Raw genomic sequence first — 24,967 nt, forward strand, 5'->3', positions numbered from 1 at the left:
GCGAGCGGCGCGGCCGGGAGGATCAGGCGGCGTCCGACCCGGAGTCCAGGGACTCGAGGGCTTCCTCGGCCCGCTTGGCCATCTCCTCCGCCGGAACGTCCTCGATGTGCGAGGCGACGTTCCAGCGGTGCCCGAAGGGATCCTCGAACTGACCGGTGCGGTCGCCGTAGAACTCGTCCTTGACCGCCGACAGTTCCTTCGCACCCCGCGCGAGCGCGCGGGCGAAGACGGCGTCGACGTCCGACACGTACACGTGCAGGGTGATCGGAGTGCCGCCGACCGTCCTGGGGGAGCGGAACCCGATCTCCGGGAACTCGTCCGCGAGCATGATGACCGAGTTCCCGACGGCCAGTTCCGCGTGACCGATCCTGCCGCCCGGGGCCGGCATCCTCATGCGCTCCTCGGCACCGAGCACGGCCACGTAGAAGTCGATCGCGGCCGCGGCTCCGTCGACACAGAGGTACGGCGTGACCCGCGGATACCCCTCGGGGATGGGTTGTACGGTCACGGCTTCCGCCTTTCCCGACAGGGCGGTCGCCGTCGACCGCCACCTCCGCCCACTGATATCCCGGCCCCCGTACCACGCGCCGAAGCCGCGCGGCCGGCGACCACGGGATGCCCCGAAGAGCGGCAGCGGCGACGTGGTTCAGCGGCCGGCGCCGCCGACGTACCGCCGCAGGTCGCGGCGGCGCGCGGCATGACCGCGCCAGCCCGCGAGGAGCACCAGCACCGTCCAGGCGACCAGGCCGCCGATGAGCCCGGACAGCCGGCCGGCCGCGTCGACCTGGTCGGCCTGCTCCATGGGCACCTTGCCGCGTGCGTCGCGCACGACGGCGAGGCGTTCGCCGACGGCCGGGGCGCCGCTGCCGCGATAGACGAATCGCTCCGCCAGCTCCTGGCCGTCGGAGCCGCGCAGGGTCAGTTCGTGGTTCTTGCCGCCGGTGCCGGCGGCGCTGTCGGCCACCACGACGACGTTCTCACGGACCCCGTACCGTTCGAGTGCCAGCTCGGGTGCGTACTGGACCGCGCCGACCAGCACGAACAGCGCCGGTGCGGCCGCGAGCAGCACCAGCCAGACGCCCCGGTGCAGCAGCACTCCGAAGACCACGCACAGCACCACTCCGGTGGCGATGGCCACCCATTCCGCGCCGGGGACGAGGAAGGAGACGCCCGAGACGACAGCGGCCGACCCCCAGACGTACAGCACCAGGGCGAGGGTGCGGCCCACCGCCGTCCGCGGTCGGGCGGACCGGCGCACGGAAGCGGGCGGATGGCCGGCGCCGGGTGTTGCCGCGCTGCCGCGCAGGGCCTCTGACATGCACGTTCTCCTGATTCTGGCGGCCCCTGACGGGTGGGGCGGCCGGCGACGGTGCACGATAGCCGACCGGCGGAGGCGGAACCCGTCGGCCCCGCCTCCGTCGCGCGGGTGCCGGGCGGGCGACGTATCGTCCGAATATGCGTGACGAGCGCGTACCCCGCCGTCGACCGCGCTCCGGGCCACCGGGCCCGGACCCGCGGCCCGGTGAGCGCCGCCGCGCTCCGCGCCCGGCCCCGCGCGGTGCCGTACCGGCCGCCGCAGGCGGGTGAGACCCGTGGGCGGGAGCGGGGACAGCGGCACCGAGGACGTCTTCGCCGACGGCCGGATGGCCGCCGTGCTCACCGGTCTCCTGCGGGACACCGACGCCTCGGCGGGTCTGCTCTACCTGCTGATCCCCGGGGACCGGATGCTGCGCCTGGTGCTCCTCTCGGGCGTGTCCCGGCAGATCGCCGCCCCGTGGGTACGGATCCCGGTCGACGCCCCGATACCGGTCGCCGACGCCATCCGCGAGCGGAAGCTCGTATGGCTGAGCGGCCTGCAGGACATCGCCCACCGCTACCCGCGGATCGGGATCGTGCTGCCGTACGACTTCATGCTGGCGGCCGTCCCCATCGCCGACGACACGACCGTATGGGGCGGTGTCACCCTGCTGTGGCCGGTCTCGCACGCGCCGGAGCTCGACGCGCGCGAGCACGAGACGCTCGACGCCCACTGCCGTCTGGCGGCGCGGCTGCTGCGGCGGGCCGCCGACCAGGATCCTCCGCCGCCTCACCCCACGGAACCGTTCGTCGTCCACGCCGAGCGCCCCTCCGAGGCCGACCCGGCCCTCGCGGCGGCCGCACTCGACCTCGCGGAGCGGCTGCCGGTGGGGTGCTGCGCGCTGGACCTCGACGGGCGCATCACCTTCATCAACACCGCAGGCGCCGAGCTGGTGAACGCCGATGCGGCAGCGCTCCTCGGGCAGCGGCCGTGGGAGGCGCTGCCGTGGCTGTACGACCCCGCCTTCGAGGACCGCTACCGGGCCGCGGCCGTGACCCGGCGGCCGACGTCGTTCACGGCGCTGCGAGAGCCGGCGACGTCGTTGCTGTTCGAGCTGTATCCGGACGAGACCGGCATCAGTGTGCTCATCATCCCCAAGGCGGACGGGACGCCGCCCCACGGCGGGCCGCCCGGGCCGCAGGACGGACCCGTCCCCTACGAGGGATCCGTTCCGGGGGCCGCGACCGCTCCCGGGACCGCTGTCCCCCCGGGAACCGCTCCCGCCCCCGGCAAGGGGCCGGACGCGGCGACCGCCCCCGGCTCGGCCGGGGCGTCCGCGGCCCTGCCTCCCGCCGCCCCCGCCTTCGCCACCGTCCCGACGCTGCCGAAACGCCCCGGCGAGCCGGTCGGGGCGACCGCCGTCGTCTACCAGCTGATGCATCTCGCGGCCTCGCTGGCCGAGGCCGCCGGTGTGCGCGACGTCGTCGATCTGGTCGCCGACCAGATCGTGCCCGCGTTCGGGCCGCAGGGCCTCGTCCTCATGAGCGTCGACGACGGCCGGCTGCGTGTCATCGGCCACCGCGGCTACAGCGACGCGTTCATCGAGCACTTCGACGGCAAACCGCTCACGGCTCCGGTCGCCGACGCCCAGGTGCTCTCCACCGGCGTCCCCGTCTTCTTCCGCACGTACGAGGACCTCGTCCGCGCCCATCCCCTGGCCCCCCACTACGAGGGCCGCAACGCCTGGGCGTTCCTGCCCCTGATCGCCTCCGGCCGGCCCGTGGGCTCGCTGGTCCTCTCCTACGGACGGCCGCGGCCCTTCCCGTCGGCGGAGCGCGCGCTGCTCACCTCGCTCGCCGGGCTCATCGCCCAGGCCCTGGACAGGGCCCGGCTGTACGACGCCAACCGCTCGCTCGCCCGGAGCCTCCAGAACGTCCTGCTGCCGCACCATCTGACCCCGCTCCCCGGTCTCGACGTCGCAGCCCGCTATCTGCCGGCGGGGCACGGGATGGACATCGGCGGGGACTTCTACGACCTCGTCCGCGCGACTCCGACCTCCGTCGTCGCCGTCATCGGTGACGTCCAGGGACACAACACGACCGCCGCCGCGCTGATGGGGCAGGTGAGGACCGCCGTCCACGCGCACGCGACGGCCGGCGCGTCACCCGGTGACATCCTGGCGCGCACCAACCGGCTGCTCGACGACCTCGACTCCGACCGCTTCACGAGTTGCCTGATCGCCGAGTTCGACCTCGCGCGACACCGGCTGCGGCTGGCGAGCGCGGGCCATCCGCCGCCCCTCCTGCGCCGGGCGGACGGCGCCGCCGAGGTGCTGGAGGTCCCGCCGGGACTCCTCCTGGGGATCGCGACGGACGTCACGTACGACACCATGGAGCTGCCCTGGGAGCCCGGTTCCGTCCTCGCCCTGTACACGGACGGACTCGTCGAGGCACCGGGCCTCGACATCGGTACGGCCATGACGGACCTGGCGGAGAGACTCGGGGCGTCGGGCGCCCCCGACCTGGACCGGCTCGCGGACGAGCTGACCCTGCACGTCAGGGACGCCGCGCACAGGACCGACGACGTGGCTCTCCTCCTGGTCCGGCGACCTATGCTCTGACGTGTGGTGAACCCCATCGATCCCCAGGACTCCTCGGCCGGCCCCGTCGTCTCCGCCCCCGAGCTGCTCGCCCTGCACGCCGTACGGCTCAAGGGCGTGGCCGACGACGACGAGGCCGCGGCGCGCTACGGGCTCGACACCGAGGTCGTACGGGAAGCGCTGCTCGACCACGAGGCGAGGGGCTGGGTGACCCGTCGGGCGTTCGCCGGGACACGGGGGTGGACGCTCACCGACTCCGGCCGGGCCGAGGGGGAGCGGCAGCTCGCCGGCGAGCTGGCGGTGGCGGGGCTCGGACCCTTCGTACGGGAGCGGTACGAGACGTTCCTCGCCCACAACGCCCGTTGTCTCCGGGCGTGCACCGACTGGCAGTTGCGACCGGACGGAGCGGGGCGGCTCGCCGTCAACGACCACGGGGACGTGGCGTGGGACGGGCGGGTGCTCGACGAACTCACCGAACTGGGCGGGGTCATCGACCTGCTGTCGGACGAGCTGGGGACGAGGATCGGCCGCCTCGGCGGTTACGGCCCCCGCTTCACGGGCGCGCTCGCACGGGTCCGGCGCGGTGAACTGTCGTGGGTCGACAGGGTCAAGGAGGATTCCTGCCACACGGTGTGGATGGAACTCCACGAGGACCTGCTCGCCACCCTCGGCATTCCCCGGGGCGAGGAGCCGGCGGCACGCGCCTAGGAGAAGGGCAGACGCGTGGCGCGGGCTCGACACCCGTCCGGCCGTCGCGGCGCGGCATCCCCCTGCCGGCGCTCCGGTCTCCGGCCTGCGGGGGAGAAACATGGGGGGAAGTTCCCCATGCCCCGCAGGCCTGCTCGTACCAGGATCGGACACGGCCCCGGAGCGGTGGGCCGGTCGGTTCGAGGAGGAGCGGTGGCGGTGAGTGCCGGGCACGAGCGGGCGGCGACGTCGCTGTCGGCGATCGAACGCTGGTGGGACAGCGGGCTGGTCCGCGACGACGGGGACGCGGAACGGCCGGACTGGGCCGTGCTGGCCGAGGAGGCCGTGGCCGCCGCCCCCGCTGCGGCCGAATCCGCCCTGCCTGCGGGGGAGTTGCCGGGACTCAGCGGATTCGAGTGGGTTCTGCGGCCGTTCACCGGCCGCGCCGGGGCACGGCTGGAACGGTGTCTGTCGGGCCGGGCGCGCGGGCTCGTGGACCTGACCGCCGTACGCGACGACCTGGAGCGGCAGCTCGGCGGCAGGCTGGCGCGGGCCGCCGCCCGGACGCTGGTCCTCGAACTGCACGAGGCGCGCGGCGCCGGGCGGCTCGAAGGCGCCGACTCCCGGGCCCGCTTCCGGGACTTCCTGGCGCGTACCGCTTCCCGGCGCGGACTCTCCGACCTGCTGGCCGGGCGTCCCGTACTCGCGCGCATCCTCGGGCGGGCGGCGCTCGACGCGGCGGACGCGATGGCGGAGGCGCTGGAACGGCTCGCGGACGACCACACCCTCCTGACGGCCTCCGGCCTCCTCGCCGAGTCCGGCGGCGGCCCGGGACCGCTCGTGGGCGTCGAGCCCGGCGCCGGCGACGGCCACCGGGGCGGGCGCAGCGTGATGCTGCTGAGCTTCGCCGACGGCACGCGGCTGGTGTACAAGCCGCGCCCGCTCGCCGTACACCGCCACTTCAACGACCTCGTCGCCTGGTTCAACGAGCTTCCCGGCACCGTGGACCTGCGTACCCTGCGGCTGCTCGACCGGGGCGCGTACGGATGGGTGGAGTTCGTCGCCGCCCGCCCCTGCGCCTCCGCCGCGGAGGTCGACACGTTCTACCGCCGCCAGGGCGCGTTGCTCGCCCTGCTGCATCTCCTCGACGGGACCGACCTGCACCACGAGAACCTGATCGCCGTCGGCGCCCACCCGGTCCTCGTCGACGTGGAGACCCTGTTCCACCCCCCGCTGCCGGGCTCCGGCACGTCCGACCCCGCCGCCCGCGCGCTCCACGACTCGGTCTACCGGGTCGGGTTGCTGCCGCAGCTCCTGGTCGGCGACCACAGCGCCCTGGACGTGTCCGCGGTCGGCGGCGGCCGCGAGGGCGTGTCGCCCGTCGAGCGGGCGGACTTCGCCGACGCCGGGACCGACCGGATGAGACTGGTGCGCAGGGCGGGGACGTTCGGCGAATCCGCCAACCGGCCGCGGACGGCGGACGGCGGGCCCGTCGACCCGGGTGCCCACGTCGACGCGCTCTGCGCCGGCTTCCGGGCCGGGTATACGGCCATGGGTGACGCGGTGAGCGGACTGCTCTCGGATTCCGGCCCGTTGGCCGCGTTCGCGGAGGACGAGGTGCGGGTGGTCGTGCGTCCCACCTGGGTGTACTCGCTGCTGCTCGACGAGTCGACGCATCCCGACCTCCTGAAGGACGCGAACGCGCGGCAGCGGGTCCTGGAGACCCTGCGGACCGAGCAGTTCGGACCGGTCCTCGCGCCCGCCGTGATCGACGAGGAGATCGCCCAACTCTGGTCCGGAGACGTGCCGTTGTTCACCGCCAGGCCCGGTCGGGGCGACCTCTGGGGCGTGCCGGGACGCCCCCCGGTGGACCGCACGGACCCGCCGGGCGCCGCCCGCGTCGCCGCGAAGATCGACGCACTGGACACCGTCGACCGGCAGGACCAGGAGTGGATCGTACGGGCCGCGATGGCGACGACCTCCCGCGTCCCCGCACACCGGCCGGTCGCGGGGCGGCGCACCCGCACCGCGGGCCGCGCCCCCGAGCCGGAGCGGCTGCTCTCGGCCGCCCGGTCCGTCGGGGACCAGTTGGTCTCCCTCGCGTACCGCGAAGGGATGCGCAGCAACTGGATCGGTCTGGAGCTTCTCGACGACCGCTACTGGCGGATCGGCCCGATGGCGGCCGACCTGGCCGACGGCTACACCGGACCGGCCTTGTTCCTGGCGCAGCTGGCGGCCCTCACCGGGGCCGCACACTACGCCGAGGCCGCCCGTACGGCCCTGGCGCCGATGCCCGGACTGCTCGAAGCCCTGCAGGCCAGGCCCGAGGAACTCGGCGCGGTGGGCTCGGGGGCCTTCTCCGGCCTCGGCGGCATCGCGTACGCCCTCGCCGAGACGGCACGGCTGCTGGACGATCCGGAGGTCGGCGCCTGGGCGTCGGGCGCCCTGCGGCTGGCGGCCGCGGCGACCGGGGTCGAGCCGGAGTACGGGGTGGGCGCGGGGCTTGCGGGCGGTCTCGTGGCGCTGTCGACCGCGCTCGGCGGTCGTGGCGGTGCGGATTCCCGTACGGGTGGGACGACGGGTGCTTGGGCGGGCGCGGGTACGAGGGGCGGCCCGGGCGCCGATCCGGAGATCGTGCGGGCCGCGCGGGCCTGCGCGGAGCGGCTGGTCGCCGCCGCCCATGCCGCCGCCACTGGTCCTGTGGACACCGAACCGGCCACCCTCGGAAAGGGGTTCACGGAGGGGACGGCCGGGATCGGATGGGCCTTGATGCGGTTCGCCGAGACCGAGGCCAACGCCGGTGACCCTGCCCACGACGTGGTCGGGGGCGCCGCCGGGGCAGGGCACCCGTCCGCCGAGCGGTACCGGCTCGCGGGGCTGTCCGCGATCCGGGCGGCCGTCGTCGCGGACGCGCCGGACGGCGGCCCGGGGCAGGGCGGAGGCCGCAGGGGAGTCTCCGCCCCCACCCCGGACGCCGGGTTCGCGGGCACCGCCAGGGCCTCGGCCTGGTGCCGCGGAGACGCCGGCATCGCACTCGCCGTGCTGGACGCACCCGGCGCCCTGGCCGACCCGCACCTCGCGGCCTGGGCGCGGGGGACCGCGGAGCGGCTGGGGCGGAACGGGGCGGCTCCCGACGACAGCCTGTGCCACGGCGAGGCCGGCCTGTGCGAACTCCTCGGGCACACCGCGCTCCCCGAAGCGCGGCCGCAGTGGCTCCGCCGGGCGGGGGCGCTTCTCGCCTCCGTCGAGGAGAACGACGCCAGGAGCGGCGCCCCGGACGGAGTCCCGCACCCCGGTCTGCTGACCGGCCTCGCGGGGATCGGCCACGGACTCCTCCGGGCGGGATTCCCGGAGCGCGTACCGTCGCTCCTCCTCCTGCGCACCACGGAGGGGCACCACGACCGCTGAGCCGCACCGCTTACGACCGCACGCGTACGACCGCACCGCGTACGACCGCAGGGCACGTACGACCCGCACCACCCACGGCACCACCACCACTCCCGCGGACCCGAAGGACGAGTGAGGACCATGCAGATCAGTGACTCGGTGACGTACGTCAACGGCGGTGCCGGCGCGGAGGCCGCGGCCCAGGACGACCCGGTGGGCGAGGTCACGCTCGGCACCGGCGGCATGCTCGGGCGCCGCAGCCGGCTGCTCAGGACGGCCGACCTGGACACGGTCGCCACGTGGGACATGCCCTACACCACGGGCACCATCACGGTCTCCTGACACGAGGCCTGACGTGGGCCGGGGGCTCCCCGGCCCACTGCCGCGCACGAAAAGGATCAAGTAGCCTGCGGACATGCGTGCGACGTCGTCGGTCATCGTGGGGCGGGACGCCGAGATCGAGTTACTCGACGAGGCCCTCGAGGGTGCCCGCAGGGGTGCCGGCAGAGCCGTGTTCCTCGTCGGTGAGGCGGGGATCGGAAAGTCCAGGCTGGCCGCCGAGTGCGCTCTGCGCGCCTACGACCGGGACATGCCGGTGCTGCGCGGCCGCGCCACGTCCACCGGGCTCGTCGTTCCCTTCCGCCCCCTGGTCGAGGCGCTGTCCTCACGGTTCCGGGCGGCCGGCGCACCGGACGATCCGGAACTCGACCCCTACCGCCCGGCGTTGGCCGGCCTGGTTCCGGAATGGCGGGCCGCAGCGACGGCTCCCGGCTACGCGATCTCGCTCGTCGAACTGGCCGAGGCACTCCTCAGGCTGCTCGCCGTGCTGGGGCGGGAACGCGGCTGCGTGGTCCTCCTGGAGGACCTGCACGACTCCGACACCGAGACGATCGCGGTCGTCGAGTACGTCGCCGACAACGTGGCGGACCTCCCGGTCCTCCTGGTCGGCACGCTCCGACCCGATCCGGGACCGGCGCTGGACCTCGCGCTCGCCGCCGAGCTGCGCAACACCGCCTCGGTGACCGAACTGGGGCCGCTGGACGAGACCGCCGTACGGCACATGGTCGACGCCTGTCTGGACGCCGCCCCGGGCGAGGTGCCCCCGGCCGCGCATCGCCACCTCTCAGAGCGCGCGGGCGGGAACCCGTACCTCGTGGAGGTGCTTCTGGCCGACCTGCTGGACCTGGGGCGGCTGAGCAGGGCGGACGGCGGATGGCTCCTCGCCGATCACGGCGAGGCGACGGTTCCCACGGGAGCGGTACGCAGCTGGGCGCGCCGGCTCGCCCGGCTCGACGAGCCGGTGCGCGAACTGCTCCTCATCGCGGCGACGCTCGGCGGCCGGTTCTCGGTCGGGGCGCTGAGGGTGGTGACCGGGCTCGACGACCGGGCCCTCTTCGCCCACCTCCGGTCCGCGTCCGAGGCCGGGATCATCGCCCCGGACGGGGCGGCCCACGACCACTACACCTTTCGCCACGTCCTGACCGCGGACGCGCTCAGGGCGTCGCTGCCGCCCGCCGAGCAGGCCGCGCTCGCCCGCCGCGCGGCCCAGGCGATCGAGGAGTCCGCCGGCAGGTCGCTCTCCTGTGACCCGCCGGGCGAACTCTCGGGAGAGCAGAGACAGTTGGTGGCCACGCTGCGACTCGCGGCCGGTGACAGGGTGGCGGCCTCCCGGCAGTTCGCCCAGGTCGGCCGGCAGATGCTGGACGCCGGTGCCTCGGGCTCGGCCGCCGTGCTCCTCGAACGGGCCCGGGGCCTCGCGGCCGACGGGGAGCGCGACGACGTCACGGTGCAACTGGCCATCGCCCAGGCCGAGTCCGGGCGGACCGACGTGGCATCCGCTCTGCTCGACGACCTGGCACCGGTGCCTGCCGGCTCCCCCGCGGCGGAGGAGCGGGCCCAGGCGCACACCCAGGTCGCCTGGGTCGCGACGATGGCCGAGCAGCAGCAGGAGGCGCGCCGTCGGATCAGGGCGGCCCGCGCCCTGCTGGGGGCCGAGCCGCGTCCGGAGCAGGAGGCGGCGCTCGTGGTCGTCGAGGGACACCTGGCGCTCCTGCCGGAGCAGGACGGCCGGGGCGGAGAGGACGGCCGGGGGAGCCCGGCAGGCCGGGGCGGAGAGGGCGACGGACGGGGGCCGGCGGGCCGGGCCGGTCGCGAGCGGCTGAAGGAGGCGGAACGTTCCGCCAGGAGCGCCGCGCTCACCGCGGAGCAGCGCGGCCGCCCCGTCGTCGCCTGCCAAGCGTGGCAGCTCCTCGCCCTGCTGTCCCGGCAGCGCGGGTTCGACGAGGCCGACGCCTGTCTGGTGCGGATGCTGGAGGTCGCCGAGAAGCACCGGCTCGCGGTGTCGCGGGCCGAAGCGCTGGTACGGCTCGGCACCAACGCGTTCATGCGGACCGGAGAGGCGACGCAGCTGGAGACCGCCCGCGCGGCGGCGCTCGAACTCGGCTCCCTGACCGTGCTCCAGACCGTCGACGGACTGCTCGCCATGCAGAGCGTGCTCGCCGCACGATGGGACCGGGCCCGGGAGATCGTCGATCGTTCCGTGGAGGCGAGTGCCCGCCTCCAGAACCTGTCGGCGCACCGCTACCTGCTCCTCGTCGACGCCACCCTCGCCGCCCACCAGGGGCGGGGCCGCGAGCAGGAGCGGGCCCTCGCCCGGTTCCGCCGGGCGGGCGGCGAGGAGTCGATGCTCGTACCCCTGCAGCGCGGACTGTGTCAGGCCGTCGGCGCGCTCATGGCGGAGGACCGTGAACGGGCCGCGGCCGAGCTCGACGCGGCCCTCGCCTGGGAGCGGGAGCACCCGAGCTTCTTCTACCTCAGCGGGCGGTACGGGCTCCGCCCGCTGCTGCGGATCCTCGCCGGCGGTCCCGCCGGAGGGGACGCGGAGCCCGGCGGAGACCGGGAGGCGTACCGGGAGGCGCTCACCTCACCGGGTGGTCAGCTGGCCTGGAACCGGATGTTCCTCGGGATGGCGGACGCCGTCCTGCGCGGCCGGGACGGCGACAGGGCCGGCGCGCGGCGCGCGGTGGAGGAGGCCGGCCGCGCGGCAGCGGTGTTCCCGCAGGTCTGGCATCTCGCCCTGCGGCTGGTCGCGGAGGCGGCGCTCGCCGACTCCTGGGGCGAACCGGTCTCCTGGCTGCGGACGGCCGAGGAGTACTTCCACGAGGCGGGCGTACAGCCCGTGGCCGGTGCCTGCCGGGCGCTCCTGCGGCAGGCGGGCGTCAGTGTGCCGCAGCGCAGGGGCGGCCGGGAACGGATCCCGGCCGAGCTCCGCACCGCCGGTGTCACACCGCGCGAGTACGAGGTGTTCGTGCTGCTCATGGAGCGTCCGGGCAATCTGCAGATCGCCCGGCGCCTCTGCATCTCACCCAGGACGGTGGAGAAGCACATGGCGAGCCTGATGGCCAAGACCGGCTGTGCGGACCGCCAGGCGCTCTGCGCGCTGTCCGCCGAGCGGGCGGAGGACGGGGGCCCGGCCGGCCCGGCCGGACCTGCCGGGATCGGGTCCCGGCAGCCGTCGGCCTGATCCGGAACCGGACGGCGGCCGCCCGCCCGCATCCCCCTTCCGGCACCGGTCCGGGGGACGTGGGGGCTCGGCGCGCCCGGCATGGGGGGCATTCCCGACCCCCTGGGGGTCGGGTCCCCCAGGACAGGCTCCGCGGCGGCGCGACTGTGAGGGTTCGGTACCGATGTGTGAAGGTCCGGCGCGGCGGATCATCGAGCGGACCGACCAACTCCCGTCACCATACGGAGGTTCGCTCGATGCCGAGTCCGTCCGCGCAACCCGCCGCCTCACCCGGCACACTCCGGTTCACCGTCCTCGGCCGCCTCACGGTCACCCGGGGCGAACGGGAACTGCCCTTGGGTCCGTTGAAGCAGCGCATGGTGCTGGCGGCACTCCTGGCATCCGCCAACTCCCCGGTCTCCGTCGACGCGTTGACCGAGGCGGTCTGGCCGGAGGAGCCCCCTCGTACCGCTCGCAAGAACATCCAGGTGTACGTCAGCGCCCTGCGAGCGCTCTTCGGACCGGAGGACCGGGACCGGCCACGGCTCACGCACACCGGAGGCGGATACGTCCTGCGCGCCGCGGAGGAGGAACTCGACCTCCTGACGTTCCGCTCCCTGGTGCGGGCCGCCGAGGGGCAGCCGCCCCGGGCGGCGGCCCCCCTGCTGAGACAGGCCCTCGACCTCTGGCAGGGACCGCCCCTGGGCGAGGACCTCCGGCAGTCGCCCACCCTGGCCGAGGAGGCCGAACGGCTCAGGCTGCGGCATGTGACGGCGTACGAGAGCTGGGCGGAGGCGGAGCTGGAGCTGGGCGGCGCGCCGGCCGTGGTCGAGGGGCTGCGCGACCTGGTGGAGCGGCACCCGCTGCGGGAGCGGCTCCGCTCCGCCTGGATGTGCGCGCTGAGCGGCTCGGGCCGACAGCCGGAGGCGCTCGCGGTGTACGACGACTACCGGCAACTGCTCGCCAGGGAGCTGGGCCTGGAGCCGAGCGGCGCGATGGCCGCCCGCTACCGGGCGATCCTCGCGGGGGACACCCGGGCGTCCGGGGCGGGCACGGCCGGCGGGCCGCCGGGCGGGAGACCCGCAGCCGCCCCGCCGAAGGCGACCGTACTGCTGCCGCCCGACCTGGTCGACTTCACCGGACACGGCGAGGAACTCCACGACCTCCTGGACCTGTTGGAGCGCGGCGAAGGGACCGGTGCGGGCGAGGCGGGAGAAGCGGGCGCCGTCGTGCTGCTGTCCGGCCCCGCGGGATCGGGGAAGACCACGCTGGCGGTGAGAGCCGCCCACCTCCTCGCCGGCCGCTTCCCCGAGGGGCGGCTCTGCGTCTCCCTGCGGGACGCGGAGGGGCGTCCCCGATGTATGTCCGCCGTACTCGCGGAACTCGGCGAACGGACGGGTCGGACCGGACTGTCGACCCCTGAGGCGTGGCGGGAGTGGCTGGCGCGGCACCGGGTGCTGGTGATCCTCGACGACGTGCCCGAGGAGCGCGCCGTACGGGCGCTGCTCCCGTGCGGCGGACAGGGCAGGGTGCTGATCACCGCGCGCGGTCAACTGGGCGGCCTCGCACCGGTGCACCGGATCACCGTCCCGCCGCTCGACACGGCGGAGGCCGTACAACTCCTCGCAGGCCTCGTCGGCCCGCGCCGGGTGCGGGCCGACCGGGAGGCCGCGCTGCGGATCGTACGGGCGTGCGGCGGGTCGCCGCTCGCGGTCCGGGTGAGCGGGATGCGGCTCGCGGTGCTCCGCCACGTACCGCTGCGGGAGTTCGCCGACCGGCTGACGGATCCCAGCGGCGCCCTGGACGAACTGACCGCCGGGGACGTGTCCGTACGGCAGCGGCTGGCGCACGGCTGGGAGACGCTCCCGGAGGAGCGGGGCAGGGAGGCGGGGCGGCTGGCCGCGGGAACAGGGGACGGCCCGTTCGGCCTGACGGAGGCGGCCGAGGCGCTCGGCTGCGACGAGCGGCATGCGGTCAGGGTGGTGGAGGCGCTCATCGACGCCGGAATGGTCACCTCACCGGGCGGTGAGGTCACCGCACACGCGGCGCAGTACGACATGCCGCACCTGATACGGCTGTACGCGCGGGGCGCGGGGTACGGGACGCCGGTGCTGACGTAGTCGAGCGGGGGACGGCCGTGGCCGGCGTGGTGCGGCCGGGGGCGCGCCCGGCGGCGGCGACGAGGGGCGGCGCCGGCCTGCGTGGTGCCGTCGGGGGCGTGTGCCCCGGCCGAGCGCGGCGGCGACGCGCCGGTACGCCGACGCGTCGAGGCCGTGACGCGTCGGCGCCGGCGGTCACCGCGTGGGCGCACCCGCGGCGGAGCCCGGAGCCGGGAGGCCCACGTGGGATGCCAGGAAGGCCAGGCACTCCGCCTGGAGTGCCGCCGCGCGGGACGCGGCCCGGTCCCCGTGGCCGACGCCGTGTTCGAGCCGCAGCAGGATCGGGCCGGTGCCCGACGTGGCGTGCTGGAGCGCGGCGCACATCTTGCGGGCGTGCAGGGGATCGGTGCGCGTGTCGCCGTCCGCGGCGGTCAGCAGCACCGCCGGGTACGCGGTCCCGGGCACGACCCGGTGGTAGGGCGAGTAGCCGAGAAGCACCGGCAGCGCGGAGGGGTCCTGCGCGCTGCCGTACTCCGGCGTCCAACTGGGGCCGAGGCCGGACAGTTCGTAACGGACCATGTCCAGGAGCGGGGACGAGCACACCACGGCGGCGTACTTCCCCGGCTCCTGCGTGAGGGCCGCTCCGACGAGCAGCCCGCCGTTGGAGCCGCCCATGATCGCGATCCGGCCGGGTTCGGTCCAGCCGTCCTCGATCAGCCGGTCGGCCGCCGCGGCGAAGTCGTCGAAGGTGTTCTGCTTGTGCGCGCCGCTCCCGGCCCGGTGCCACGCCTCGCCCTCCTCGCCGCCGCCGCGAAGCCCCGCCCAGGCGAACACCCCGCCCGCCCCGACCCAGGCCAGGACCTGGGCACGGTAGCGGGGCGACATCGTGCGGCCGAAGCCGCCGTACCCCGTGAGCAGCACGGGGCGCGGCCGGTCCGGGCGCCCGTCGGGGGAGATGACGAACATCCGGACCGTCGTCCCGTCCCGCGACGGGAACGCGACCTGGCGGGTCACCGCGCCGCGCGTCGCCGGACGGCCGACCGCCCGACCACCCGCCGCCGCGCCGCTCGCCGCCGGGCCACCCGCCGCCGGGCCGACCGGACCGCCCGCCGCGGCGGCGTCCGCGTCCCGCTCCCAGCGGGTCAGGCGGCGGGTCCGGGCGTCGAAGCGGAGCACACGGACCGGAGTGACGAAGTCCGTGTACGCGAACCAGGCCTCGTGACCACCCGACGCCACGGCCGAGAAGTCGCCGACCGCGCCGGTGCCGGGGAGCGGCACGGTGGCCACCTGCCGGCCCTCCACCAGGTCGTGCAACGTCACCTCGGCCACGGTGTCCCGGGTCCAGGCGGCCAGGCCGAGCGGGTTCTTCAGTTCGGGACCGGAGAGCACGACCAGATGGGTCAGCACCGCGTCCGGCCGCTCGGGGACGACCTCGTGCCAGGCGTCCGGGCCCAGGTGGAGCTCGTCCGGCCGGCACGCGACGACGCGACCGCGCGCCGCGCCGCGGTCGGTGCGGAGCCACACCCGGTCCGCCGGGCCCGTACCGGGCACGGCGTGCAGCCGGGTGGCGGCCCCCATGCCCTCCTGGACCGGCCGGAGCAGCGGACGGTCGAGCGGCGCGGCCGACAGATCGGCCAGGTGGACGTCGGTTCCGCGGCCGGTGCCGAGCGTGGCCGTGATGCCGAGCCAGCGGCCGTCCTCGGTCACGGAGACGCTGTAGAACCGGGTCTTGTCCCGCCCCTCGCCGAAGACCACGGCGTCCGCGTCCGGCGACGTGCCGACCCGGTGCAGGCAGACCCTGCGGTGGTAGCGCTCTTCCCCGGGGTTCAGCCGGGGATCCAGCTGCCGGACGTAGTAGAAGGCCCCGCCGCCGGGAAGCCAGCCGACCGACGACTTCCGCACCCGGTCCAACGGCCCGTCCACTACCTCGCCGGTGGCCACGTCGATCACCCGGAGCAGTGAGTCCTCCGTGCCGTCCCGCGACACCTGACAGGCCAGCAGATCGCCCTCCACGGAGGGCTCCCAGGCGTCGAGGACGGTGCGGCCTGACGGGTCGAGGGCGCTGGGATCGAGCAGGACACGCTCCGAGGCCGAGCCCGGGGCCGGGGGCGTCGTCCCGGTTCCGGCGTCGGCCACCACCAGGACCGGGTGCTCCTGGCCGGCCTCCTGTCGCAGCCAGAACACCCTGCCGCCGCGGACTTTGGGCGACCGGACACGGTCGCCGTCGCCGAGCGCCGAGACCGCCGCCTCCCACTGCTCCAGACCGGGCAGGGCCGCCCGCTGCGCGGCGTACAGGGCCTCCTGCTCGGCGCTCCAGCGGCGGGTCTCCGCGGTCTCGGCGTCTTCGAGCCAGCGGTACGGGTCCGGGACGCGCACGCCGTGGAGTTCCTGGACGACGTCCTGCCGCTCGGCGTGCGGGTACGGGCGCCGGGTCCGTCGGGCGTCGGTGGTCACTCCGGTCTCCCTCGTTCGTGGTCGGGCGGACGGTGGCCGCGGGTTCCGGCCGGAGAGGTGACGTCGACCGTGAGCGCGACGGCCTTCTCGGCCGCTGTCCCACCGGCCTGCCCGGCGGGCTTCCCGGAGCCCGTCCGGGCATCCAACGGCGCACCCGGCCCGGCGCCGGACTCGGCGCCGTTCCGGGCGCCCGTCTCCGTGGCCTCCCCCGCGCGCTCTCCGCCGGTTCTCCCCGGGCGCTTCGCAGTGGCCTCGCCGGGCCCCCCGGCGACGTCCTCCCCTGCCTCCTTCCCCGCGTTCCCCGTGCCCGGCAGTGCCAGCCACGCGAAGACGCCCGACAGGACGACGATCACCCCGGACACCGCGAAGATCGTGTCGATGGGTCCGAACCGGACACCGCCGACCGAGCCCGCGACGTCCGTCAGCACCGAACCGGCGAGCCAGCCGGACAGGACCGCGGCGAGCATCGACGCCAGTTTCGTCACCGGATAGAACACCGCCATCACCCGCCCCCTGAGGTCCGGGGGCGCCGCCGCGAGCAGCAGCGGTGCCATCGCGGTGTTGAGGACGGTCAGCGGAACCGTGAAGACGAAGAGCAGCGCGACGCCGCCGAGGAAGGTCGTCTGCCGGGAGTAGGCGATCAGCAGGACCCCGCTCACCAGCAGGCTGATCCAGGTGCTCCGGCGCGCCCCGAGCCACTGCACGACCCGGCCCCCGCTCAACGCGCCCGTGATGCCGCCCACTCCCATCGCCATGCCGATGTACCCGTAGAGGTGGGCGTCGGCGTTCAGGTTGTCCGTGGTGAAGAAGACGTTGAGGGTGCTGAGCGCGCCGAGCCCGAACTGCCCGATGACGGCGAGCAGAAGCAGCACGACCAGGAACCTGCTGCGCGCGAAGAACCGCACACCGTCCGCGAACTCGCGGCCGAGGCTGGGCTTCAGCCCCGCCGGCTTCGCGTCGTTCGGAGTGCGTTCGGAGGCGGGCCGCCTGCGCGCGGCTGTCGCGGCCGAGGCGGGCACGTCGATGGACCGGATCGCCACGTACGACACCGCGTAGGACAACGCGTTGAAGAGCAGGGCCCATTGGATGCCGGCGGCGAACAGCAGCGGCGCCGCGAGCGGAGGTCCGATGATCCAGGCGGTCTCGCCGGTCGCCTGACCGATGCCGGCGGCCCGGGCGCGGTCGGCGTCCCCCTTCACGAGGTCCGCCAGGATCGCGAAGCGCGCCGGTGAGAAGAACTGGCCGGCCGCGTGCAGCAGGAGCACGGTCACATAGACGAGGGCGAGCCAGACGCCTGCCGGGAGCGCGTCGGTCGGCAGGAAGGAGACGACGGTCAGGACCACCACGAGCGCCCCGCGCACCACCTCGGTGCGGAGCAGGGTGGCGAGCTTGTCCCAGCGGTCGACGAACACGCCCGCGAGGGGGCCGATGACCAGGACGGCGACGCTGGACGCCATCAGCACACCGCTGACCGCCATCGGCGCCCACGACTCGTCCTTCGCCAGTACGGTCGCCACCCACAGCACCAGCGTCGTGCTGAAGACGGCGTCCCCGACGGAGGAGACGGCCTGGCCGAACCAGAGGCGGGTGTAGTCGCGGTTGATCAGCGTGAGGCGAGGTGTCATGAGGCGCACCTCGGCGACGCGACGATCGACGCCATGAGGGCCGTCACCAGGGTCGTGTGGTACGCCTTCCGGAAGAACTCGCCGGCCGTGACCCGCGGTCCTGCCCTGAGCTCGGCCGACCGCCCGGGGATCGCCCCGTCGGCCCGCTGGGCGCGCGCCAGGCACTCCACGGCCGCCGCTCCCAAGGGCGTACGCAGGGGATCCTCGCCCAGGACGAACTGCGTGAGGACGAGCTCCGCCGCCAGGTCCCAGAGATCGTGGGCGACGCAGTGGAGCAGCATCCCGCGGGTGAGGTCCCGCGCGTGGTCCAGGTCGGGTCCGGTGATCCGGGGGTCGGCGCGGCCGAAGTCGCCGAGGTAGAAGGCGGTGTGGGTCAGCGCGTATGCCTGCGGGACGGTGAGCGGCCCCACCGCGCCCCGCGCGGTCGCGGGCGCGACCGTGGGACCGTCGGCGCGGAGGGCGACGAGCGGGCTCCGCGGGAGGAGTTCGGCGTACGGCTCGATGGCGTGGCGGACACCCGCCTTGTCCGCGTAGTAGCGGATCTCGATGCGCAGGTACGGTGACTTCCCGCCCGGTGACAGGAAGTGGGGGTCCAGCCGGGCGAGCGCCTCCCGGCACCGCGTGTCGTCGATTCCGTCGGGTGCGAGCGCGGCGTACACCAGCCGGTACGTGGAGGCGTACGCGGGACTGCCGTCGAAGAGCCGCGGGAAGTCCGGATCCTGCCAGAGCTTGCGTACGAGAGCGGTCGCCCCGCCCAGGGGGTCCGGGGCGGTGTCGTCCGGCCGTGCCGCGCGGTGGCAGAGCAGCCCCAACTCCAATGCGGCCTTGGCCTTTCCCTGCGTTGTCGACCGGGTCGTCGCCCCGGCCGCGGTGGAGAACGGGTCGAAGTGGTCGAGATGGCCGCCCAGCCAGTCCAGCGCGCCGGCGGAGAGCTGCTCCAGGAGTGAGGGAGGCATGGCTACAGGCGCCCCGTCTCGTGCAGATGGTCGAGCAGGGCCGTGTCGACGGTGTCGCGGAACCTGGCGAGGGTACGGGCGTCCTCGTCGTAGCTGTAGAGGTCCTGGCAGGCGATCCACCGGTCACCGGTCTCCGTGCCGGGCAGGTAGCCGTCGGCGACCGTGCCGACCTCCCAGTCGGGTTTGCCCGCGGTCTCCCAGCAACTGGCCAGGGTGCCGTCGGCGCTCACGACCGCGCCGTACCGGCCGTCGGTGTGACCGCAGGTGACGCAGGTCTTCCGGCCGCCGGGGCGGTTCACGGCGAAGCCGAGTTCCAGGGCCCTGCGCTGCCACCGGGTGAAGGCGGCGGAGAGCTCGCCGGTGTGCAGGAGGCTGTTGGCGTATCCGACGCCGACATCGCCGATGCGGGCGAAGTACAGCGTGCAGCGCGCGGGGTCGAGGGCGCCCGCCAGCCGGTCGATCAGCGCGTCGACGCCGTGGAAGGTCTCCTGGGAGACGTTGACCCGCAGGGTCCATCGCAGCGGGGTGACCTCGGAGGCCTTGACGATATTGCGGACGATCTTGTCGAAGGTGCCGCTGCCGTCCGCCCTGCCGACCCGGATGCGGTCGTGGTCGTCGCGGTCGCCGTCGAAGGTGACCTGGACGGAGGACAGGCCGCGGTCGTGGAGCCGGCGGGCGAGGGACGGGGTGAGCAGGGTGGCGTTGGAGATCATCCAGGCCGAGGTGGGAGCGATGTCCGCGGCCCGCTCCAGGAGTTCGAGACACCCGCGCGGGTTGAGGAGCGGCTCGCCGCCGAAGAGGAGGATCCTGAGCTTCTCCAGGCCCGCGGCGGCCATCTGGCGCTGGGTGAACCCGAGGATCGAGGTGATCGTCTCCGAGGTGAGCCGGGTCCGGGCGATCCGCGGCGGTCGGCTCCCGCCGGCCAGGTCCTGCGCGGTGTTCTGGAAGCAGTAGCCGCAGCCGAGGTTGCAGTGGGTGCTGGTGAGGACGGTCAGGGCGTAGGCGCGGATCGTGGCGGGGGTGAACAGGCCGCTCTCGCGCAGTCGTCGCTCGGCCTCGGGACGCAGGCCCCCGTCGGGGGTGACATGGCGGTCGGCGAGCCGGGCGACGCCGCCCGGACCGAGGAACCACCAGGTGCGCTCGCCCCGGAGGAGGCGCGCGCCGGAGGAGTCGAGGCCGGTGCCGGCCGGTGCGTCGGGCGCCGCCTGCGGGGCGGGACTCGTCGCTTGGTCGATGCTCACCGTGTCGCCTCCTGTACGGCCGTGGCTCTTGTGGCTTCTGCGGCTGAGGTGGCTCCTGTAGCTGAGGTGGAGCGACCGGCGGGCGTGTCGGGAGCGACCGGGCGGCCGCTTCCGACGATCAGCGTCGTGAGCGCGGTGACGAGGGTCGCCTGGTACGACTTCCGGAAGTACTGCACGGGCGTCGCGTCCGCCGGTGCGCGCCTGACGACGGACTTCCCGGGGATCGCTCCGTCCGGCGCCTGGACCTCGGCGAGCATCCGGATGCCTGCCGCCCCGGAGGGCGTACCGAGGGGATCCGCGCCGAGGCAGTACTGCGCGAGCAGGAGCTTGCCGACGAGGTCCCATTCGCCGAGGCCCAGGCAGTGGTGGGTGAGCCGTTCCACGACCTGGAGGGCCTGCTCGCGGGCCTCGTCGGTCAGGCCGGGATCGCGGAGGCCGAAGTCGCTGAGGTAGAAGACGGTGTGGGTGACCACACAGGCGTCCAGGTCGGCCACGGGCAGGGTGGCGGCCCGGGCGGGCAGGCTGGCCGCGTACAGCTCGTCGTACGAGGCGAACTCGTGCTCAGCGCCCGCGAGATCGGCGTAGAACCTCGCCTCCAGGTGGAGGTAGGGGGCCTTGCGCCCCGGGGCGAGATAGCCGGCGTCCTTCAGTCGGGCCAGGACGGCGCGGGGGGCGTCGGTGACGCTGCCGGAGGGTGCCAGTGCCGAGTACATCAGCTCGAACTGCCGGGCGTACCGCCCGTCGAGGGTCAGAAGACGCGGGAACTCCGGGCGCTGCCAGGCCTGTTCGACGATCGATCTCGCCCCGTGCAGGGCGGTCTCCACCGGGGCGGACTCTCCCCAGTAGCGGCAGAGCAGCGCGAGCTGCAGGAGGGCCTTGACGCGGGGTGTCACCGGCAGTTCGGCGTGTCCGGCGGGGGAGTCGAGGTACCCCGCGTGCCGCGCGATCCAGTGCCGCGTACCCATGGACAGACTCGCCACGGCCTCATCGAGGCCGGCTGATCGCGTACTCATGGTTCTCCTTCGGGGTTGCGGATGCCTGAGCCACCCGCTCGACGATGTCGGCCGCGCGGGCCGCGCCGTCCACCGCGGCCAGCCTGTCGCCGAGCGCGCGGGCTCGGGTCCGCAGTCCTTCGTCGCGCGACACCGACTCCAGCAGCGCCGACAGGTCCACGGACGGGGTCTTCGGGTCGCGCAGGGCCACGCCGGCCCGCACACAGGCGCCGGTGAGCAGCGGCTGTTCGGACCCGTTGGGCGAGAGCACCAGGGGGCGACCGCGCAGGAGCGCCGACAGGACCGGGGCCGAGGTGCCGTTGGCCAGCACCAGGTCGGCCGCGTCGACGAGCGGTCCCATCCACGGCTTCCGTACGAGCAGGATGTCGGCCCCGGGAGCGGGCGCGGGGTCGGTGGACCGGCCCTGCTCGACCACCGCCTGGAACGGTCCGCCGGTGAACGCCTCGTTGAGCCGCGGCCAGAGGGTCCGGCCGCCGAAGAAGCGGCCGAGGTGGACGTAGACGACGGGCTTCCCCCTGCCCGTCCTCGCCACGTGGTCCTCAACCGCCTCCCACTCGCCCCGTCCGGGAGCCGGTTCCCAGGTCAGCGGTCCCACGTACCGCACCCGCTCGGGGAGTTCCGCTCCCGGATACTCGAGTGCCGGATCCCCGCGGAGCAGCAGCGCGTCACCGAGGAGCGGATCGTCCTCCCAGCGGGAAGCGCGCCCGGCCAGGCCGACCTCCTCCCGCGTGGCGGCATGGAGGTCCAGGCTGTCGCGGGTCCGGCTCTCCCGGGTCCTGCCCAGGTGCGGCTCCCCGTCGCCGCCGCTCCGGTAGTTCCACAGATGAACCGAGAGCCCGACCACGGCCACCGGGATGTCCAGGCTCTCGGCGGCGAGCAGGGCCCCGTTGCACAGCACCGAGGTGACGAGAAGGTCGGCCTGCGCCGTCCGGGCCGCACGCAGGACCGCCCGGTACTGCGCGGCACCGGTCTTCCCCCACCACGTGGCGGAGAACGCCCGCTGACCGCCGAAGTCCTCGGCCACCGCGCACGGCAGCCCCGCCTCGGCCGCGACGGGCACTGCGGAGGATCTGGCGAGGACGCTCACGTGATGGCCGCGGCGACGCAGCTCGCGGCCGGCCGCGAGCGCCGGGTAGAGGTAGCCGCCGTCGCTGAGCGGGCAGAGCAGGATCTTCACGACGTGCGCGCTCCCTCGGGTTCGGGCGGGTGGCGGAAAGCGGGGTCCGGAGTGCGAAAGGGGGGTGACGGTGCTGCGGCCCGTGAGTGGCCGCGGGCCCCCCGGTTCCTGGCGTCGTGCGCCGAGAACCGGGTGGCCCGCGAGGTACTCAGGACGAGACGAGTCGCGTCAGGAGATGTCGCTGGAGTTGTTGATGATGCAGCCGGCCTCGTCCTCCTCGGCCTCCCCGTGCGCCACGACCTCGATGTCCTCGTCCTCGACCGGCTTCGGGTTCGTGTTCTCGGGCATGTTCGTCCTCCTCGTTTGACGGCGTCGCTGCGCCGGCTGAGAAGAACGTACGAACGGCGGGTATGGGAACGCCTGGCCGTCGGTTCGACGCCGGTATGCGTCGACGGAGCGGCCGCGGTACGAGCCTGTGACATGGGCCGATACCCGTGCCGGACGGCGGCGCCCGGCCGTCCGCGGGGTGTCCGCACTCTTCCCCGGACCCGTCCGACGCCTACCGCACCCCTCCGGACCTGGGACTTAACCGTTCACCAGGCGTTCGTGAACCGGAAGTCTGCCGCCCGGGGGCACGATCCAGGAACGCTCCGCGCGCGGAGCGCACCCGAGGAGGAGGAGACGGACATGGACCTGGCGGAGCTCATCGGCCTGCGGCCGGTGCCCTGCGGTGGTCTCCTCGTGGCGCTCACCCGCCGCTGCCCCATGAGCTGCGCGCACTGTTCCACGGGCTCGTCCATGACGGCCTCAGAGGAGCCCGACCCGCAGCAACTCCTGAACTTCGTCGGCTCGTTCGGTGTCGAGGACCGCCCCGAGGTGGTGATGCTGACCGGCGGTGAACCGCTGCTCCTCCCCGAGCTGGCCGCTCGCGTGGCCGGTCTCGCGCAGGCCAAGGGGTCCCGGGTGGCCCTGCTCAGCGGGATGTTCTTCGCCCGTGGGGGACGCGTCCCCGACCGGATCATGCGGACGATCACCGCTCTGGACCACTTCTCGGCGAGCCTGGACGTCCACCACGAGCGCGAGGTCCCGCGCGCGGACGTCCTGCGCGCCCTGGGCGCCGTGCTCGACGCGGGGATCCCCGCCAGCATCCACCTCACAGGCACGGGCAGGGGCGGGGGCACAGGAACGGGCACGGGCAGCGGTACCGGCACCGGCACGGGCCCCGGCCCAGGCGCCGGCACGGACATCGACGACCCGTACCTGGCCGACGTCGTCGCGGACGTGCGCCGCGTCTTCGGCGCCCGGATGCCCATGCTGGTCAACGAGGTGCGCCCGCTCGGCCGCGCCGCCGGCCTCGTCCGGCCGACACCGCCGGGCCCCGACGACAGCCTGGCGGCGCCCTGCGCCCTCGCGGCCTGGCCCGTGGTCGCCTTCGACGGGACGGTGGCGGCCTGCTGCAACCAGTGGACCGTCGACCGGCGTCCCGTTCCCCCGCACCTGCGGCTCGGACACCTCGCCGAGGACGACTGGCCGACCGTCCGCGAGCGTTCCCTCGGCTCCCCGGTTCTGCGGATGCTGCGTGCGGTCGGCCCGCGGCGGCTGCACGCCCGCTACGAGACCGCGCCGGCCCCGGCCGGCTACTGCCGCAGCTGCCACGCACTGGCCGACCGCCCGGGCGTCCTGGAGGGCGCGGCCCGGGACGCGGGCGGTCGCGTCGGCGAACTCCTCGACCGGCTCACCACGGCGCAGCAGCGCGCGGCAGGACCCGCCGCCCTGGTGCGACGCATGGGGTGCGCGCGCTATGCGCATCTGGTCGAGCCGCCGTCCGGAGAGGAACGCGTGCCCGCGAACGAGCCCCGACTCACCCAGGCGTCGTCAACCGCAGAGGCGAGGAGCAGCCGATGAACGCCACAGCCACAGCAGACGCAGCCACAGCAGACACAGCCACAGCAGACACAGCCACAGCCACAGCAGACGCAGCCACAGCAGTCACAGCCGCCGGCCTCACAGTCGCGGCCGCAGCGCCTCCCGCCACGGCCACCGCATCCCTGGCGCTGCGCACCAAGCTCGCTCCCACCACCCCCGTCCTGAGGGCGGTGACCGCCGCGCTCTGGCGACCGGACGGTCTGCGCGAGCGGTACGTGCGTTATCTGGCCGCCATGCATCCGCTCGTACGGGCCTCGGTGCCGCTTCTCGTCCGGGCGGCCGAACGCTGCGCCGCCGAGCCCGGCGACCCGGCCGCGCGGTGCCTGGCCGCGTACTACCTCCGTCATGCCGAGGAGGAGCGGGACCACGACGCCTGGCTGCTCGACGACCTGGCCGCCGCCGGTGCGGGTCCGTCGGCCGTGCCGCACCCGATCGTCGTGGAACTCGCCGGCGCGCAGTACTACCGGATCGAGCACGAGCACCCCGTGGCCCTGCTCGGCTACATCGCGGTCCTGGAGGGCAACGCCCCCGGGCCCCGGCTCGCGGACCGCCTCGCCGAGGTCACCGGGCTGCCGGACGGCGCGTTCCGCACGCTCAGGGAGCACGCGGAGCTCGACGGCGGTCACCTGCACGACCTGTACCGGGTGTTCGACGCGCTCGCGCCGAGCCCGGCCCGGCAGACGGCCGTCTCCGTCAGCGCGCTGCACACGGCGAACCTGCTCACCCGCCTGTTCCTTTCCCTCGCCGAGGACAACGGAGGACACCCATGACCGACGAAGCCACCCCGCACGGCCCGGAGCCCACCCTGGAGGCACTCGCCGCCGCGGGCTTCGACGTGGACGCGCTGAGCGAGGAACAGCTCGACGTCGTACGGGCGTTGACGCCGGACGAGCTGGCCCTGCTGGTCGACATCAGGGGGCGACTCGACGCGGCGGCCCCCGAGGTCCAGGCCCACGCGGACGTGGCGGGCGGCGCGCTGTTCTGACGCGGGGGCGCATCACCGCCGCGCCCGGTCCAGTGGCCCCCGCCGAACCCACCGTCCCGCGTCCCTCGCCCGCGTCCTT

17 protein-coding genes are annotated in these 24,967 nt (G+C 74.6%); 9 read left to right on the forward strand and 8 right to left on the reverse strand.

Annotated features, from left to right (window positions below):
• Positions 1-22: 22 nt before the first annotated feature.
• Positions 23-508, reverse strand: a complete 486-nt coding sequence (locus ACIP84_RS09100) for a VOC family protein (protein ID WP_355959095.1) — start codon at positions 506-508, stop codon at positions 23-25.
• A 138-nt stretch (positions 509-646) separates the two neighbouring features.
• A complete protein-coding gene (locus ACIP84_RS09105) occupies positions 647-1,318 on the reverse strand; it encodes a hypothetical protein (RefSeq protein ID WP_401796396.1) in 672 nt (223 codons plus the stop codon).
• A gap of 325 nt (positions 1,319-1,643) precedes the next feature.
• Here ACIP84_RS09105 and ACIP84_RS09110 point away from each other — a divergent pair, with 325 nt between their 5' ends.
• From ACIP84_RS09110 to ACIP84_RS09135, 6 genes are all read left to right on the forward strand, one after another.
• Positions 1,644-3,917 carry a SpoIIE family protein phosphatase gene (locus ACIP84_RS09110; RefSeq protein ID WP_401797098.1) on the forward strand — a complete coding sequence of 758 codons (2,274 nt, stop codon included), beginning with the start codon at positions 1,644-1,646 and terminating at the stop codon, positions 3,915-3,917.
• Positions 3,918-3,920: 3 nt separating this feature from the next.
• Positions 3,921-4,604, forward strand: a complete 684-nt coding sequence (locus tag ACIP84_RS09115) for a transcriptional regulator (protein ID WP_401796399.1) — start codon at positions 3,921-3,923, stop codon at positions 4,602-4,604.
• Between the two features lie 117 nt (positions 4,605-4,721).
• Positions 4,722-7,991: a type 2 lanthipeptide synthetase LanM family protein gene (locus tag ACIP84_RS09120; RefSeq protein ID WP_401796402.1), complete on the forward strand. Its 3,270-nt coding sequence runs from the start codon at positions 4,722-4,724 to the stop codon at positions 7,989-7,991.
• A 120-nt stretch (positions 7,992-8,111) separates the two neighbouring features.
• Positions 8,112-8,312 carry a hypothetical protein gene (locus ACIP84_RS09125; protein WP_187624205.1) on the forward strand — a complete coding sequence of 67 codons (201 nt, stop codon included), beginning with the start codon at positions 8,112-8,114 and terminating at the stop codon, positions 8,310-8,312.
• Positions 8,313-8,385: 73 nt separating this feature from the next.
• Positions 8,386-11,493: an AAA family ATPase gene (locus ACIP84_RS09130; RefSeq protein WP_401796405.1), complete on the forward strand. Its 3,108-nt coding sequence runs from the start codon at positions 8,386-8,388 to the stop codon at positions 11,491-11,493.
• A gap of 236 nt (positions 11,494-11,729) precedes the next feature.
• Entirely contained in the window at positions 11,730-13,592 is a 1,863-nt protein-coding gene (locus ACIP84_RS09135) for a BTAD domain-containing putative transcriptional regulator (protein WP_401796408.1), read from the forward strand.
• A gap of 174 nt (positions 13,593-13,766) precedes the next feature.
• Here ACIP84_RS09135 and ACIP84_RS09140 read toward each other — a convergent pair whose 3' ends face one another.
• From ACIP84_RS09140 to ACIP84_RS09165, 6 genes are read right to left on the reverse strand one after another with little or no spacing between them, the layout of a single operon-like run.
• Entirely contained in the window at positions 13,767-16,025 is a 2,259-nt protein-coding gene (locus ACIP84_RS09140; RefSeq protein WP_401796411.1) for a prolyl oligopeptidase family protein, read from the reverse strand.
• Entirely contained in the window at positions 16,022-17,650 is a 1,629-nt protein-coding gene (locus ACIP84_RS09145; RefSeq protein ID WP_401796414.1) for an MFS transporter, read from the reverse strand. Before ACIP84_RS09145 ends, ACIP84_RS09140 begins: the two co-directional genes overlap by 4 nt.
• A complete protein-coding gene (locus ACIP84_RS09150; protein WP_401796417.1) occupies positions 17,647-18,606 on the reverse strand; it encodes a DUF6895 family protein in 960 nt (319 codons plus the stop codon). Before ACIP84_RS09150 ends, ACIP84_RS09145 begins: the two co-directional genes overlap by 4 nt.
• Positions 18,607-18,608: 2 nt before the next feature.
• Positions 18,609-19,847, reverse strand: a complete 1,239-nt coding sequence (locus ACIP84_RS09155; protein WP_401796420.1) for a radical SAM protein — start codon at positions 19,845-19,847, stop codon at positions 18,609-18,611.
• On the reverse strand, positions 19,844-20,860 hold the full coding sequence (locus tag ACIP84_RS09160; protein ID WP_401796423.1) for a DUF6895 family protein: 1,017 nt from the start codon (positions 20,858-20,860) through the stop codon (positions 19,844-19,846). Before ACIP84_RS09160 ends, ACIP84_RS09155 begins: the two co-directional genes overlap by 4 nt.
• A complete protein-coding gene (locus tag ACIP84_RS09165) occupies positions 20,832-22,037 on the reverse strand; it encodes a glycosyltransferase (RefSeq protein ID WP_401796426.1) in 1,206 nt (401 codons plus the stop codon). Before ACIP84_RS09165 ends, ACIP84_RS09160 begins: the two co-directional genes overlap by 29 nt.
• 627 nt (positions 22,038-22,664) lie before the next feature.
• On the opposite strand from ACIP84_RS09165, the gene ACIP84_RS09170 reads away from it, so the two are divergent.
• The 3 genes from ACIP84_RS09170 to ACIP84_RS09180 all read left to right on the forward strand — a co-directional run bounded on the left by ACIP84_RS09170 (position 22,665) and on the right by ACIP84_RS09180 (position 24,888).
• The gene (locus ACIP84_RS09170; RefSeq protein WP_401796429.1) at positions 22,665-23,882 is read left to right on the forward strand and encodes a radical SAM protein; all 1,218 of its coding nucleotides are present in this window, start codon (positions 22,665-22,667) and stop codon (positions 23,880-23,882) included.
• Between the two features lie 191 nt (positions 23,883-24,073).
• Positions 24,074-24,673, forward strand: a complete 600-nt coding sequence (locus tag ACIP84_RS09175) for an iron-containing redox enzyme family protein (RefSeq protein WP_401796432.1) — start codon at positions 24,074-24,076, stop codon at positions 24,671-24,673.
• Entirely contained in the window at positions 24,670-24,888 is a 219-nt protein-coding gene (locus ACIP84_RS09180; protein WP_355959071.1) for an aroma-sacti cluster domain-containing protein, read from the forward strand. The genes ACIP84_RS09175 and ACIP84_RS09180 overlap by 4 nt, the downstream gene beginning before the upstream one ends.
• Positions 24,889-24,967: the final 79 nt, after the last annotated feature.

The organism is Streptomyces sp. NPDC088707 (genome assembly GCF_044752725.1).
In the GTDB taxonomy this organism is placed as follows: Bacteria; Actinomycetota; Actinomycetes; order Streptomycetales; family Streptomycetaceae; genus Streptomyces.

Coding starts and splice junctions, on each gene's coding strand:
- ACIP84_RS09105 (WP_401796396.1), bottom strand. CDS start 1,318: ATGTCAGAGGCCCTGCGCGGCAGCGCGGCAACACCCGGCGCCGGCCAT.
- ACIP84_RS09110 (WP_401797098.1), top strand. CDS start 1,644: ATGGCCGCCGTGCTCACCGGTCTCCTGCGGGACACCGACGCCTCGGCG.
- ACIP84_RS09120 (WP_401796402.1), top strand. CDS start 4,722: ATGCCCCGCAGGCCTGCTCGTACCAGGATCGGACACGGCCCCGGAGCG.
- ACIP84_RS09125 (WP_187624205.1), top strand. CDS start 8,112: ATGCAGATCAGTGACTCGGTGACGTACGTCAACGGCGGTGCCGGCGCG.
- ACIP84_RS09130 (WP_401796405.1), top strand. CDS start 8,386: ATGCGTGCGACGTCGTCGGTCATCGTGGGGCGGGACGCCGAGATCGAG.
- ACIP84_RS09135 (WP_401796408.1), top strand. CDS start 11,730: ATGCCGAGTCCGTCCGCGCAACCCGCCGCCTCACCCGGCACACTCCGG.
- ACIP84_RS09145 (WP_401796414.1), bottom strand. CDS start 17,650: ATGACACCTCGCCTCACGCTGATCAACCGCGACTACACCCGCCTCTGG.
- ACIP84_RS09150 (WP_401796417.1), bottom strand. CDS start 18,606: ATGCCTCCCTCACTCCTGGAGCAGCTCTCCGCCGGCGCGCTGGACTGG.
- ACIP84_RS09160 (WP_401796423.1), bottom strand. CDS start 20,860: ATGAGTACGCGATCAGCCGGCCTCGATGAGGCCGTGGCGAGTCTGTCC.
- ACIP84_RS09170 (WP_401796429.1), top strand. CDS start 22,665: ATGGACCTGGCGGAGCTCATCGGCCTGCGGCCGGTGCCCTGCGGTGGT.
- ACIP84_RS09180 (WP_355959071.1), top strand. CDS start 24,670: ATGACCGACGAAGCCACCCCGCACGGCCCGGAGCCCACCCTGGAGGCA.